Raw genomic sequence first — 13,081 nt, 5'->3', positions numbered from 1 at the left:
AATTGTTAAAGAACTTGTTCGGTACTGCCTTGCTGCGTCCTGCGAATCGTTTTGTTCGTCAGCAGCAGAGGAAGAAGAGTATGAAGCAATTTCTGATTCTCGTCAACTTCTTTTTTGCTACACCGCAGTGTCTGCGGCTCTCGTTCCCACTTCAACTACTTGATTTCGTTGTCGTTTTCGCGAGGAGGCGAACTATAGCAAACCGGACGCGGGTCGCGCAAGTCTTTTTGCGCGACCGCTTTTTCGCAACACGGACGCCGCCCGAGCTCGCCTTCAACGGCTTACATGCCCTCGAAGTTCGCCTTGCGCTTGGCGAGGAAGGCCGACATCCCCTCCTTCTGCGCCGGGGTCCCGAAGGCCGCGTGGAAGAAGCGGCGCTCGTAGCGCACGCCTTCGGTCAGCGTGGTCTCGAAGGCGCGATTCACGGAGTCCTTGATCGCCATGGCGACGGAAACCGGCATCTCGGCGATCGTGTTGGCGACGTTCAGGGCTTCTTCCATCAGCGATTCCGCCGGGAAGATGCGCGACACCAGGCCGGTGCGTTCCGCCTCGGCAGCGTCAATCATGCGCGAGGTCAGCAGCATGTCCATCGCCTTGGCTTTGCCGATCGTACGCGGCAGACGCTGGGTGCCGCCCGCGCCCGGGGTGACGCCAACCTTGATTTCCGGCTGGCCGAACTTGGCGCTGTCCGCGGCGATCAGGAAATCGCACATCATCGCCAGTTCGCAGCCGCCGCCCAGGGCATAGCCGGCGACGACGCCGATCACCGGTTTGCGTACGTTCAGGATGTGTTCCCAGTTGCGGCCGATGTAATTGCCGGGATAGGTGTCGGCATAGGTGTAGTTCGCCATGGCCGCGATGTCGGCGCCGGCCGCAAACACTTTTTCGCTGCCGGTCAGGACGATCACATTGACGGCCGAATCGGCGTCGAACTTATACAGCGCGTCGCCCAGCTCGTTCATCATGTTGTCGTTCAGCGCATTCATCGCCTTCGGGCGGTTCAGGCGAATCACGGCCACCTTGCCGTGGTTTTCGATCAGCAGGTCTGCGTATTCCATTGGACACCTTTATATAGAAGGGATTGATTAGTGCGGGAATTGTAGCGCCTCCGTGGCCGGGAAAGGCAGGTAAGATTGCGATTCATGCAAGTTGCAAGCGAGTCCGCCATTACCACGCTACGCCAAACCTTTATTCGTCTTACCCAGGATGGCCTGCTGCGCAGCAGCGACTTCCGCCGCCTGTGGCTGAGCAGCACGCTGACCCAGTTCGGCGCACAGATCACCCTGCTCGCGCTGCCGATGTGCGCGGTGCTGCTGATGCATGCGAGCCCGAGCCAGATGGGCACGCTGGCTGCCCTGGAATCCCTGCCCTTCCTCCTGTTCGGCCTGCCGTCGGGCGTGCTGCTCGACCGCTGCCGGCGCCTGCCGATCATCGTCTGCAGCGACCTGATGGTCGCCACTGCACTGGCCAGCGTGCCGCTGGCCTGGTGGTTGGACACGCTGACGATCGGCTGGCTGTACGCGGTCGGCTTCGTGCTCGGCACCGGCCTGGTTGTCGGCGGCAGCGCCGAACAAGTCTTTCTCACCTTCGTCGTCGGACGCGAGCGCCTGGTCGACGCGCACGCCAAGCTGGCCGGCACCGAATCGGCGGCGCGCCTGCTCGGCCCCGGCATGGCGGGCGCGCTGGTGCAGCTGCTGGGTGCGCCGCTGGCCATCCTGTGCAATGTCGGCGCCTTCCTGGTATCGCTGGCGAACCTGCGCCGGATCCGTGCGCGCGAGCCGCAGCCGGCCGCCTCGAACGCCCATCCGCTGCACGACATCCGCGACGGTCTCGCCTTCGTGTGGCGCCAGCCGGTCTTGCGCACCCTCGCCTGGACGGCGGGCACCTGGCATTTCCTGTTCTATGGTTATCTCGCCCTGCACGTGTTGTTCGCCACGCGCGTGCTGGGCATGGCGCCCGGTGTGATGGGCACCGCGCAGATGCTGGGCGGCGCCGGCATCCTGGCCGGCTCGATCCTGGTGAAGCCGCTCTCCGCCCGCTACGGCACCGGCCGCGCGATCCTGGTCGGGCTGTGCGTATCCGCGCTCGGCTTCGCGCTGATGCCGGCCATTCCCGCCAACCTGCTGGACAGCGCCTTCATCACCGCCTGCGCCTACGGCATCGTCGTCTTCCTGCTCGACTGCGGCGCGACCCTGTTCTTCGTGCCTTATATCGCGCTGCGCCAGCGCGTCACACCCGACGCCGTGCTGGGCCGGATGGTGGCGACGATGCGTTCGCTGACGGTGGCGACCGCCCCAGTGGGCGCGCTGGCGGCCGGCGCGCTGGCCGAGCGCTTCAGCGTGCGCACCGGACTGGTATGCGTGGCGGCCGGCGCACTCGTGCTGGCGGTGGCCGGCGTGGCTGGAACCCGGCTACGCCATGTGAACGATTGAAGAGAAGGATTGCACGCTTGCCGCGTCAAGTCTTGCAGCGCCACCCACATCTAGACGGATCCGCCTACGCTGCGTCTAGCGCCGACACACCAACTCAGCGAGATTGAAAGAGCAGGGTCAATATTGCAATAACAATCAAAAAGGTCAGCCCAACACTGATGCCTGCTGCGCCAACGTATTCTTTTTTATAGACGTAGTAACTCGAGCACATCCCGACAAATCCAAACACTAACCCGATCATCAATGCAAACAGCCAAGTGACGGCTTCTCCATAGGAACTGCGCGTGGGCGACAGCAAAGCCAGCAAATAGCAGGCACTAAGAGCTGCGACTACGCCATACAGCAAAAAACCGCCTAAAAACATCAACCATTTCATGAGCCGCTCCCGTCAATTTACAGGTTAAGTCTCTCGGCTTAACGAAACTTACGGTACGCCTACCGAAAATGTTGGTGCTAACGTGAACGGCACGATTGCAGACAATGATGCCAAAAAGCGTCACATCGAGATTGCACTATGAGTTCAAAAAGCCCGCTAACTGCGCTAGGGCTACTACTTAGTCGACTACTTGGGCAGCAGCACCCACACATTTCCGCGCTGCTTCATCCGTCCCGCATACTCGGCCGCATTCCCGCCGAAGCCGAAGAAGAAGTCGGCCCGCACCGCGCCGCGGATCGCGCCGCCGGTATCCTGCGCCAGCATCAGGCGCTGGATCGGCGCGCCGTCGGCCGGGTGCGTGGTTGAGAGGAAGAGCGGCGCGCCCAGCGGCACCTGGGTCGGATCCACCGCCACCGAGCGCTCCGGCGTGAGCGGCACGCCGAGCGCCCCTTTCGGGCCGACGTTCGGATCGGGCAGGCGCTCCTCGCGGAAGAAGATATAGCTCGGGTTGACGTTCAGGAGTTCCTGGCGGCGCGCCGGATTGGCCGCGATCCAGGCCTTGATGCTCTGCGCCGAAACGCCGTCGGCCGGCAACTGACCCTGCTCCACCAGCCAGCGCCCGATCACCTTATACGGATGGCCGTTCTGGTCGGCGAAGGCGATGCGCACCGTCTCGCCGCTGTCTTCCAGGCGTACCCGGCCCGATCCTTGCACTTCGAGGAAGAAAGCCTCGACCGGATCGTCGACCCAGACCAGCTCCTTGCCGCGCAGCGGCGCGCGCTCGATCTCGGCGCGGGTGCTGTAGGGGACGACCGTCTTGCCCACCAGCCGGCCGCGCAGGCGCATGTTTTTGAGGCTGGGATAGGCGCTCGCCAGATCGACCGTGATCAGGTCGTCCGGCACGCGGTACAGCGGCGTCTGGAAGGCACCGCCGCGCTGGCGAGATCCGCGCAGCATCGGTTCGTAGTAGCCGGTGATGAGGCCGGTATCGGCGCCGTCGGGCATGCGCATCTGGTTCGGCACGAAATAGGTTTCGAAGTGGCGCCGCATCGCCGCGCCGTCGTTCACGTCCACACTGGCGCCCGCCGCGCAGGGCGCTGTCCACTGCGGCTTCTTCGCCAGCACGCGGCAAGAAGACAGGTAGGCCGGCCAGGCCTGGCGCAGGTCGTCCTGCTGCCAGCCGGGTAGCGCCTCGAAGGAGACCGGCGTCATCGGCGGCATCGGCGCCGGCGGCGGCTTCGGCGGCTCAGCGGGAATGGCGACCGGGCCTACCGGCGCCGGCATGACGATATCCGGTTGCTTCGATGGCTCCGGCTTCGGCTGCGGCTGCGGCGCCGGCACAGGCGCCGGCGGCGTGCCGCAAGCAGTCAACAGGAAGGCGACGAGTACCCACGACGAAGCTACACTGCGAGGTACACTACGGCGTATCGTTTGCATAAGGACTGTTTATGTGGATCTTGATGTTGGAAGCGGGCGTGGCGCTGTTCCTGCTCGTATTTATCGTCTGGTGGACGATGTTCCATGGCCGGCCCGAAGAGCGCAAGCGGCCCCTGCGCGAAGAGAAAGCGCCGCCGGAGCCGCCACGCCAAGAGTGACGATCAGTGCAGCATGCTCGGCAGGGTCAGCACGAACTCGGGAATCTTGACCTCGAAGCGGTGGCCGTCCTCGGCCACGCAGAAGTACTCCCCGTGCATCGAGCCTTGCGGCGTGGCCAGCGGCGTGCCGCTCGAGTATTCGAACTGCTCGCCGGGTTTGAGCAGCGGCTGGTGGCCGACCACGCCCAGGCCCGACACTTCCTGCACCCGGTTGTTGGCGTCGGTGATCACCCAGTGCCGCGAGATCAGCTGGGCCGGCACCTCGCCTGTATTGCGGATCGTGATCGTATAGGAGAACAGGTACTCGTCCTTCTCCGGCTTGCTCTGTTCAGCCAGGTATTTGGTGCGGACGGTAACGGTCAAATCGTAGGCAGCCATCGGCTTCCCTCTTTCTTATTAGTGGAGACGCACGTGTGTGCTGGGAGATAACACTGCGGACATGATACCGCGCCACGCAAAAGCAGGCTGCGCGCCTACGCGGCACCGATCGCGGCAGCTCGGCGTAAAATAGCGGCTTCACCCAATCGCACCGTTACGCAGCGCTCACAACTTATGGCCACCTACCGCATCGCTCCCAGCATCCTGTCCGCCGATTTCGCCCGTCTGGGCGAGGAAGTCCGCAACGTCGTCGAGGCAGGCGCCGACATCATCCACTTCGACGTGATGGACAACCATTACGTGCCGAACCTCACCATCGGCCCGCTGGTGTGCCAGGCGATCCGCCCGCACGTGCAGGTACCGATCGACGTCCACCTGATGGTGAAACCGGTCGACCGCATCATCCCCGACTTCGCCAAGGCCGGCGCCAATATCATCACCTTCCACCCGGAAGCGTCCGAGCACATCGACCGCACGCTGCAGCTGATCCGCGATAACGGCTGCAAGGCCGGCCTGGTATTCAACCCGGGCACGCCGATGCACTACCTCGAACACGTGATGGACAAGATCGACATGATCCTGATTATGTCGGTCAATCCGGGCTTCGGCGGCCAGTCCTTCATCCCGGAAGCGCTGAAGAAGATCGCGATCGCGCGCCGCCTGATCGACGAATCGGGCCGCGACATCATGCTCGAGGTCGACGGCGGCATCAAGGCCGAGAACATTGCCGCGGCCGCCGCCGCCGGTGCCGACACCTTCGTCGCCGGCTCGGCCATCTTCGGCAAGCCCGACTACAAGGCCGTGATCGACGCCATGCGCGCCGAACTGGCAAACGTCGGGAAGTAAGCATGCGACCAGGCGCCGCAGCCATCCGGGCTGCCATTATCGACCTCGACGGCACGATGCTCGACACCGTGCCGGATTTCGAACTGGCCCTGAACGGCATGCGCGCCGATTTTGGATTGGCCCCGATCACCCAGCAGACCATCGAACCGATGGTCGGCAAGGGTTCCGAAAAGCTGATTCGCGACGTGCTCGCGCTCGACTACGACGCGAATCGCATCGACGCCGTTTTCGACGAGGCGATGGCGAGTTACCAGCGCCATTACCTTGCCATCAACGGCGAACGAAGCGTGCTGTACGAGGGCGTGATCGAAGGCCTGCAGGCCATGCGCGCCATGGGCCTGCGCCTGGCCTGCGTGACCAACAAGCCAATTGCCTTTGCCACGCCGCTGCTGGCGCAAAAGGGACTGGCGCCCTACTTCGAGCTGGTCTATGGCGGCGACTCGCTGCCGCGCAAAAAACCCGATCCCCTGCCGCTGCTGCAGGTGTGCGCGGACTTCGACCTGGCGCCGCCGCAGGTGGTGGCCATCGGCGACTCCTCGAACGATGCCGAAGCGGCGCGCGCGGCGCGTTGCTATGTGCTCACAGTGCCATATGGTTATAACCACGGAAGGCCTGTGCAAACCATCGATTCCGATGGTATAGTTAATTCGCTACTAGATGCTGCCGAGCTCGTTCGTGCGCACAACAGCAGCCAAAACTAACTCATCTATACATGTTCTTCACTAAAAAACACACCGTCAACCAGACCGGCGCCCTCGAGGCCTGGGTCTGGCGACGCTGGCAATCCTGGGCTAACTGAACCCGCTTGATTGCTGCCGGCTGCACGCGCACCCGGCAGGTTTTTTGATACCACCGCCGCCCATCCTCCACCTCGACTGCTGGCGGCCCGGAGAAGAACATGACCGAACTCGAATTCAAATCGCTGGCCAACCAGGGCTACAACCGCATTCCGCTGATCGCCGAAGCCTTCGCCGACCTCGAAACGCCGCTGACCCTGTACCTGAAGCTAGCCCAGTCGCAAAACACCGGCAAGAACACCTTCCTGCTCGAGTCGGTCGTCGGCGGCGAGCGCTTCGGCCGCTACTCCTTCATCGGCCTGCCGGCGAAGACGCTGCTGCGCAGCAGCGGCAACCGCACCGAGATCGTCACGAACGGCAGTGTCGTCGAGACCCATGAGGGCAACCCGCTCGACTTCATCGAGGCATTCCAAGCGCGCTTCAAGGTCGCGCTGCGCCCCGGCATGCCGCGCTTCTGCGGCGGCCTGGCCGGCTATTTCGGCTACGACACGGTGCGCCACATCGAGCGCAAGCTGGCCGGCAAAGCGCCCAAGGATACCCTTGGCCTGCCCGACATCCAGCTGATGGTGACCGAAGAGCTGGCCGTGATCGACAACCTGTCGGGCAAGCTGTACCTGATCGTGTATGCCGACACCGCCCAGCCGGAAGCCTTTTCGAAAGCGCGCCAGCGCCTCAAAGACCTGCGCGTGATGCTGCGCCGGAGCGTCGATGCGCCCGTCACGACCGCCTCGGTGCGCACGGAAGCCGTGCGCGAATTCAGCAAGGAAGACTATTTAAAAGCGGTGGCCAAGGCTCACGACTACGTGATGGCCGGCGACCTGATGCAGGTGCAGATCGGCCAGCGCATCCGCAAGCCCTATGTCGATTCGCCGCTCTCGCTGTACCGCTCGCTGCGTTCGCTGAACCCGAGCCCGTACATGTACTACTACAACTTCGGCGACATGCAGATCGTCGGCGCTTCGCCCGAGATTTTGGTGCGCAACGAAACTTCGCCCGCTGGAGAACGCAAGGTCACGCTGCGCCCGATCGCCGGCACCCGTACGCGCGGCGCGACGCCCGAGCGCGATGCCGAGCTGGCGGCCGAACTGCTGGCCGATCCGAAAGAGATCGCCGAGCACGTGATGCTGATCGACCTGGCGCGGAACGACATCGGCCGCATCGCCGACATCGGCAGCGTGAAGGTCACCGACCGCATGGTCATCGAAAAATACTCGCACGTGCAGCACATCGTCTCGAACGTCGAAGGCGCTTTGAAGGAAGGCATGTCGAACCTGGACGTGCTGCGCGCCACCTTCCCCGCCGGGACGCTGACCGGCGCGCCGAAGGTGCGGGCGATGGAAGTCATTGACGAGCTCGAGCCGACCAAGCGCGGCATCTATGGCGGCGCCTGCGGTTATCTTTCCTTCGGCGGCGAGATGGACGTGGCGATCGCAATTCGCACCGGCGTGATCAAGGACGGCAACCTGTACGTGCAGGCCGCGGCCGGCATCGTGGCCGACTCGATTCCCGAAATGGAATGGCAGGAAACCGAAAACAAGGCGCGCGCCGTGCTGCGCGCCGCCGAACAAGTCCAGGATGGCCTGGATGGGGAGTTCTAGCATGCTGCTCATGATCGACAACTATGATTCCTTCACCTACAACATCGTCCAGTATTTCGGCGAGCTGGGTGAAGAGGTGCGCACCGTGCGCAACGACGAGGTCACGATCGCGGACATCGCCGCGATGCGGCCCGACCGCATCTGCATTTCGCCCGGCCCGAAGGCCCCGGTCGATGCCGGCGTCTCGGTCGACGTGATCAAGGAATTCGGCGGCAAGCTGCCGCTCCTCGGCGTCTGCCTCGGGCACCAGGCCATCGGCGAAGCCTTCGGAGGCAAGATCGTGCGCGCCAAGCAGGTCATGCACGGCAAGACCTCGATGATCGCGCACACTGGTGTCGGCGTGTTCAAGAACATACCGAGCCCGTTCACCGTGATCCGCTACCACTCGCTGGCGATCGAGCGCGCGTCCTTGCCGGCCTGCCTGGAGGTGACCGCCTGGACGGACGACGGCGAGATCATGGGCGTGCGCCACAAGGAACTCGATATCCAGGGCGTGCAGTTCCACCCGGAGTCGATCCTGTCGGAACACGGCCACGCGCTGCTGAAAAACTTCCTCGAAGGCTGAGCGTTCGTTCGCTCCCCGACCACCGCATACTGGAACGCCCATGAAGATCACCCCACAGGAAGCGCTGCTGCGCTGTATCGAACACCGCGAGATCTTCCACGACGAGATGCTGCACCTGTTCCGCCAGATCATGTCGGGCGAGATGTCGCCGACCATGGTCGCGGCGCTGACCATGGGCCTGCGCGTGAAGAAGGAAACCATCGGCGAGATCACGGCCGCCGCGCAAGTCATGCGCGAGTTTTCCACCAAGGTGCCGATGGCCGACACCACCCACCTGCTCGACATCGTCGGCACCGGCGGCGACGGCGCCCACACCTTCAATATTTCGAGCGCCTCGATGTTCGTGGCGGCGGCAGCCGGCGCGCGCGTGGCCAAGCATGGCGGGCGCAGCGTGTCCTCCTCGTCCGGCAGCGCGGATCTGATCGAAGCGCTCGGCGCCAAGATCGATTTGAAACCCGAGCAGATCGCACAGTCGATCGCGCAGACCGGCATCGGCTTCATGTTCGCGCCGAACCACCATGCAGCGATGAAGCACGTGGCGCCGGTGCGCCGCGAACTGGGCGTGCGCAGCATCTTCAATATCCTCGGGCCGCTGACCAATCCGGCCGGCGCCCCGAACATCCTGATGGGCGTGTTCCACCCGGATCTGGTCGGCATCCAGGTGCGCGTGCTGCAGCGCCTCGGCGCCCAGCATGCGATGGTGGTCTGGGGCCGCGACAACATGGACGAAGTCTCGCTCGGCGCCGGCACCCTGGTCGGCGAGCTGGTCGACGGCGAGATCCGCGAATACGAAATCCACCCGGAAGACTTCGGCATGCCGATGATCGCCAGCCGCAACCTGAAGGTGGCCAATACCGAGGAATCGAAAGTGCGCGTGATGGAAGCGCTGCGCGGCGAGCCCGGCCCGGCAACCGACATCGTCGCCCTGAATGCCGGCACCGCCTTGTACGCGGCGGGCGTCGCCTCGTCGATCGAAGCCGGCCTGGCCAAGGCGCGTGCGACGATCGCCTCCGGCGCGGCCATGGCCAAGCTCGAACAATTCGTCGCCGTCACGCGCCAGCTGGGCGCGCAAGCGTAAAGGAGCGCTCATGTTGGGGATCCACGACCTGCCGCTGTTCATCGTTTCGGGCCTCCTCCTCAACATCATGCCCGGCCCCGATTCGCTGTTGATCATGACGCGCAGCGCCACCCAGGGCTGGCGTGCCGGCTGCGCGGCTGCGCTCGGCATCGGCACCGGCACCCTGGTGCACATTTTCGCCGCGGCGCTGGGCCTGTCGGCCGTGCTGTCCACCTCGGCCACCGCCTTCACGGTAGTCAAACTGGCCGGGGCAGCGTATATCCTCTACATGGCGGTCGGCCTGCTGCGCAGCCGCAAGCAGACGGGAGATGCGGCGCCGCTCGCGCTGCCCGCCCTGCCCTACCGCACCATCTTCGCCCAGGGCTTTCTCACCAACGTGCTGAACCCGAAGGTGGCGATCTTCTTCCTCGCCTTCGTTCCCCAATTTATCGATGCCGCCGCGCCGAACAAGGCGCTCGCCTTCATCGTCCTCGGCTGCATCTTCAATTTCAACGGCATGCTGTGGTGCGGCGCGCTGGCGCTCACCACCGCCAGGGCCAGCGAACGCATCAAGCTCAGCCCGTCCGTCTCGCTCTGGCTCAATCGCGTCACCGGCGGCCTGTTCGTCTGGCTCGGCGTCAAGCTGGCACTGTCCAAGTCACACTGAAGGTTTTATTAGCATGTCCGACATCCTCAACAAGATCCTGGCCGTCAAGGCCGACGAAGTGGCGGCCGCCAAGAAATACCGCGATCTCGCCAGCCTGCGGCGCGAGGTCGAAACCGATGCCGCCCTGCGCGCCGACATCCGCGGCTTCGAGGCCAGCCTGCGCAGCACCATCGCCGCGGGCCGCGCCGGCGTGATCGCCGAAATCAAGAAGGCCTCGCCCTCGAAAGGCGTGCTGCGCCCGGACTTTCGGCCGGCCGACATCGCCGAGAGCTATGCCGAGGCAGGCGCTGCCTGCCTGTCGGTACTGACCGACGTGAACTTTTTCCAGGGCAGCGTCGACTACCTGCGCCAGGCCCGCGCCGCCTGCGCGCTGCCGGTGATCCGCAAGGACTTCATCGTCGACATGTACCAGGTCTACGAAGCGCGCGAGATGGGGGCCGACGCCATCCTCCTGATCGTCTCGGCCCTCGATCATGGCCTGATGGCCGAACTCGAAGCCTGTGCCCAGGAACTTGGCATGGATGTGCTGGTCGAAGTACATGACGGTGATGAGTTGACTGCGGCATTGCGCTTGAAGACGCCGCTCGTCGGCATCAACAACCGCAACCTGCGCACCTTCGAGGTGTCGCTCGATACGACCATCGGCCTGCTGCCGCGCATCGGGGGCGAGCGGCTGGTCGTGACCGAGTCGGGAATCATGGTGCCAGGCGATGTGCAACGCATGCGCGAAGCGAACGTGCACGCGTTCCTGGTGGGCGAAGCGTTCATGCGCGCGCCAAGCCCTGGCAAAGAACTTCGACGATTATTCGACTGACATGACCACTACCATCCGCACCCGGGCCGCTCTCCTCCTTCTACTGGCAGCCCTGGGCGGATGCAGTACTGTCCAGCCTGTCGCTTCCACGGCCAAGCGCCTCGTCGCCGCGATTCTTCCTCCGATTTTCCCCACTCCCAAGACCGCCGCCCCGGTGGCGCCGTCCTCGCGCACGCTCGACGCCTACAAGGCCGAAGTGGCGCAGCACGTCATGCGCGCCAACAGCGGCCAGACCTTCAGCGGCCAGCTGCCGCCGATGCTGCCGGCAATCGTCGTCGTGAACATCACGGTGGGGGCGGATGGCGAATTGCAGGACGTCGCGGTGCAGCGCTCACGCGATCCGGATGCGTCGGAAGTGGCGCTGGCTTCGATGCGGCGCAGCGGCCGGCTACCGCCGCCGGTCAATTTGCTGGCAGCGAATTCGCGGGCCTTGACGTTTTCGGAGACGTTCTTGTTCGATCACCAGTATCGGTTTCAGTTGCGGTCGTTGGCAGGGCCGCAGTGAATCGGCACATGTAAAACGTCGGGTATGCCGGGACACGAAACGCGGGCATGCCCGCCCTACGTAACGCTCCTGCCGTGGGCGTAGGGCGGACATGCCCGCGTGGAACGTCCGCACAACCCGATACTCACCGCCCCAACACGTTCAACACCGCCAGACTCATCGCCTGCGCCGCGGTCTTGATCGACGGCTCCGGCACCGGCGCATAAAACGGCGAATGGTTGAACGCGATCGGCTTGCCGCCTTCGCGCGCCGCTTCCTCGACCATCTTCGGGTCGTACACACCGGTGAAGAAGAACATGCCCGGCACGCCCTGGTTCACGTACTGCGAAAAATCCTCGCTCGCCGTCATGGCCGGCATGCGCTGAGCGTTGGCGTCGCCGAAGGCGTCCTTGAAGACCGGTTCGAGCTTCGTCACCAGCGCTTCGCTATTGACGATCGCCGCGCCGCCGCTGATGAGCTGCACGTCCGGCGCCGGCGCCATCGCCATGGCGCTCGAGGCCACCGCCACGCGGCGCACGCCCTCGAGCAGCTTGGCCCGCACGGCCGGGCTGTAGGAACGGATGGTGCCGCGCACCTGGACGCTGTCGGGGATGATGTTGCCGACCGTGCCGCCCTGGATGGCGCCGATGGTCACCACGCCGAATTCCTTCGGATCCTTCTCGCGCGAGACCACGGTCTGCACGTCGACGATGAAGCGCGCCGCGATCGCGATCGGGTCGACCGCCTTGTCCGGCGCCGAGCCATGCCCGCCACGGCCTTTGAAGACGATCTCGATCGCGTCCGAATTCGAGGACACCGCCCCCGTGTTGTAGCCCACCGTGCCGTGCGCGAGCGGCCAGGAATGCAGGGCAAACGCGTAGTCCGGCTTCGGGAAGCGCGTAAACAGGCCGTCGTCCAGCATCGCCTTGGCGCCCGATACCGTCTCCTCGGCCGGCTGGCCGATGAAGACGAGCGTGCCCTTCCACTGCGATTTCAGTTCGACCAGGGTGCGCGCCGTACCGAGCCAGCTCGCCATGTGGATGTCGTGGCCGCAGCTATGGGTGACGAAACTCTCGCGCCCGTCGCTGGTGGCTTTCGCGCGGCTCGCATACGGCAGGCCGGTCTTTTCTTCCATCGGCAGGCCATCGAGCTCGGTGCGCACCAGCACCGTCGGGCCGGCGCCGTTTTTATACACCGCCACTACGCCGGTCTTGCCGACTTTTTCCGTGACCTGGAAACCGAGCTTGCGCATCTCGGCCGCCAGCTTGCCGGCCGTGCGCACTTCCTGGAAAGCGATCTCCGGGTGCGCATGCAAGTCCTTGTAGACCGCGTCCAGCCACGGGTACATGCCGTTGATGCGGCCGGCGATTTCGGTTTTCGAAGGGGCGGACGACTGGGCCAGCGCGGGAAGCGCCGGCAGGGCGGAAAGGGCAAGGACGGCTGCGGCAAGCTGTTTCAATGGTCACCTCTTG

General features: G+C 64.4%; 15 protein-coding genes. 10 read left to right on the top strand and 5 right to left on the bottom strand.

What is annotated here, in order from left to right:
- Window positions 1–281 precede the first annotated feature (281 nt).
- Window positions 282–1,058 (bottom strand): enoyl-CoA hydratase, encoded by a 777-nt coding sequence (locus ASF77_RS08305; protein WP_056337526.1) that lies wholly within the window; start codon window positions 1,056–1,058, stop codon window positions 282–284.
- A gap of 84 nt (window positions 1,059–1,142) precedes the next feature.
- Here ASF77_RS08305 and ASF77_RS08300 point away from each other — a divergent pair, with 84 nt between their 5' ends.
- Complete coding sequence (locus ASF77_RS08300) at window positions 1,143–2,432, top strand: MFS transporter (RefSeq protein ID WP_082493665.1); 1,290 nt, start codon at window positions 1,143–1,145, stop codon at window positions 2,430–2,432.
- Window positions 2,433–2,526: 94 nt separating this feature from the next.
- On the opposite strand, the gene ASF77_RS08295 is transcribed toward ASF77_RS08300, so the two are convergent.
- Both ASF77_RS08295 and ASF77_RS08290 read right to left on the bottom strand, forming a co-directional pair.
- Window positions 2,527–2,808 carry a hypothetical protein gene (locus tag ASF77_RS08295; RefSeq protein WP_056337523.1) on the bottom strand — a complete coding sequence of 94 codons (282 nt, stop codon included), beginning with the start codon at window positions 2,806–2,808 and terminating at the stop codon, window positions 2,527–2,529.
- Window positions 2,809–2,994: 186 nt separating this feature from the next.
- Window positions 2,995–4,245 carry a murein transglycosylase A gene (locus ASF77_RS08290; RefSeq protein WP_056337518.1) on the bottom strand — a complete coding sequence of 417 codons (1,251 nt, stop codon included), beginning with the start codon at window positions 4,243–4,245 and terminating at the stop codon, window positions 2,995–2,997.
- Window positions 4,246–4,256: 11 nt separating this feature from the next.
- Here ASF77_RS08290 and ASF77_RS24625 point away from each other — a divergent pair, with 11 nt between their 5' ends.
- The gene (locus ASF77_RS24625; RefSeq protein ID WP_200934151.1) at window positions 4,257–4,403 is read left to right on the top strand and encodes a hypothetical protein; all 147 of its coding nucleotides are present in this window, start codon (window positions 4,257–4,259) and stop codon (window positions 4,401–4,403) included.
- A gap of 3 nt (window positions 4,404–4,406) precedes the next feature.
- Here ASF77_RS24625 and apaG read toward each other — a convergent pair whose 3' ends face one another.
- A complete protein-coding gene (gene apaG / locus ASF77_RS08285; RefSeq protein WP_056337515.1) occupies window positions 4,407–4,781 on the bottom strand; it encodes a Co2+/Mg2+ efflux protein ApaG in 375 nt (124 codons plus the stop codon).
- Window positions 4,782–4,955: 174 nt separating this feature from the next.
- Between apaG and rpe the strand changes: the two genes are divergently transcribed.
- The 8 genes from rpe to ASF77_RS08240 all read left to right on the top strand — a co-directional run bounded on the left by rpe (window position 4,956) and on the right by ASF77_RS08240 (window position 11,630).
- Window positions 4,956–5,627: a ribulose-phosphate 3-epimerase gene (gene rpe, locus ASF77_RS08280; protein WP_056337511.1), complete on the top strand. Its 672-nt coding sequence runs from the start codon at window positions 4,956–4,958 to the stop codon at window positions 5,625–5,627.
- Between the two features lie 2 nt (window positions 5,628–5,629).
- A complete protein-coding gene (locus ASF77_RS08275; RefSeq protein ID WP_056337509.1) occupies window positions 5,630–6,328 on the top strand; it encodes a phosphoglycolate phosphatase in 699 nt (232 codons plus the stop codon).
- A 197-nt stretch (window positions 6,329–6,525) separates the two neighbouring features.
- Window positions 6,526–8,022, top strand: a complete 1,497-nt coding sequence (trpE, locus tag ASF77_RS08265; RefSeq protein WP_056337504.1) for an anthranilate synthase component I — start codon at window positions 6,526–6,528, stop codon at window positions 8,020–8,022.
- Window position 8,023: 1 nt separating this feature from the next.
- Window positions 8,024–8,587 carry an aminodeoxychorismate/anthranilate synthase component II gene (locus ASF77_RS08260; protein ID WP_056337501.1) on the top strand — a complete coding sequence of 188 codons (564 nt, stop codon included), beginning with the start codon at window positions 8,024–8,026 and terminating at the stop codon, window positions 8,585–8,587.
- A 40-nt stretch (window positions 8,588–8,627) separates the two neighbouring features.
- On the top strand, window positions 8,628–9,665 hold the full coding sequence (gene trpD, locus ASF77_RS08255) for an anthranilate phosphoribosyltransferase (protein WP_056337498.1): 1,038 nt from the start codon (window positions 8,628–8,630) through the stop codon (window positions 9,663–9,665).
- 10 nt (window positions 9,666–9,675) lie between these two features.
- Complete coding sequence (locus tag ASF77_RS08250) at window positions 9,676–10,311, top strand: LysE family translocator (protein WP_056337495.1); 636 nt, start codon at window positions 9,676–9,678, stop codon at window positions 10,309–10,311.
- Window positions 10,312–10,324: 13 nt separating this feature from the next.
- A complete protein-coding gene (gene trpC / locus ASF77_RS08245) occupies window positions 10,325–11,125 on the top strand; it encodes an indole-3-glycerol phosphate synthase TrpC (RefSeq protein WP_056337494.1) in 801 nt (266 codons plus the stop codon).
- Window position 11,126: 1 nt separating this feature from the next.
- The gene (locus tag ASF77_RS08240) at window positions 11,127–11,630 is read left to right on the top strand and encodes a hypothetical protein (RefSeq protein WP_156648806.1); all 504 of its coding nucleotides are present in this window, start codon (window positions 11,127–11,129) and stop codon (window positions 11,628–11,630) included.
- A gap of 124 nt (window positions 11,631–11,754) precedes the next feature.
- Here the strand turns inward: ASF77_RS08240 and ASF77_RS08235 are convergent, their stop codons facing one another.
- Window positions 11,755–13,068 carry an amidohydrolase gene (locus tag ASF77_RS08235; RefSeq protein WP_056337488.1) on the bottom strand — a complete coding sequence of 438 codons (1,314 nt, stop codon included), beginning with the start codon at window positions 13,066–13,068 and terminating at the stop codon, window positions 11,755–11,757.
- Window positions 13,069–13,081: the final 13 nt, after the last annotated feature.

Origin of the sequence: Massilia sp. Leaf139 (genome assembly GCF_001424165.1) — a bacterium.
Lineage (GTDB): Bacteria > Pseudomonadota > Gammaproteobacteria > Burkholderiales > Burkholderiaceae_D > Telluria.
Note: the sequence above shows the minus strand (reverse complement) of the source record. Positions and strands in the feature narration are given on the sequence as shown.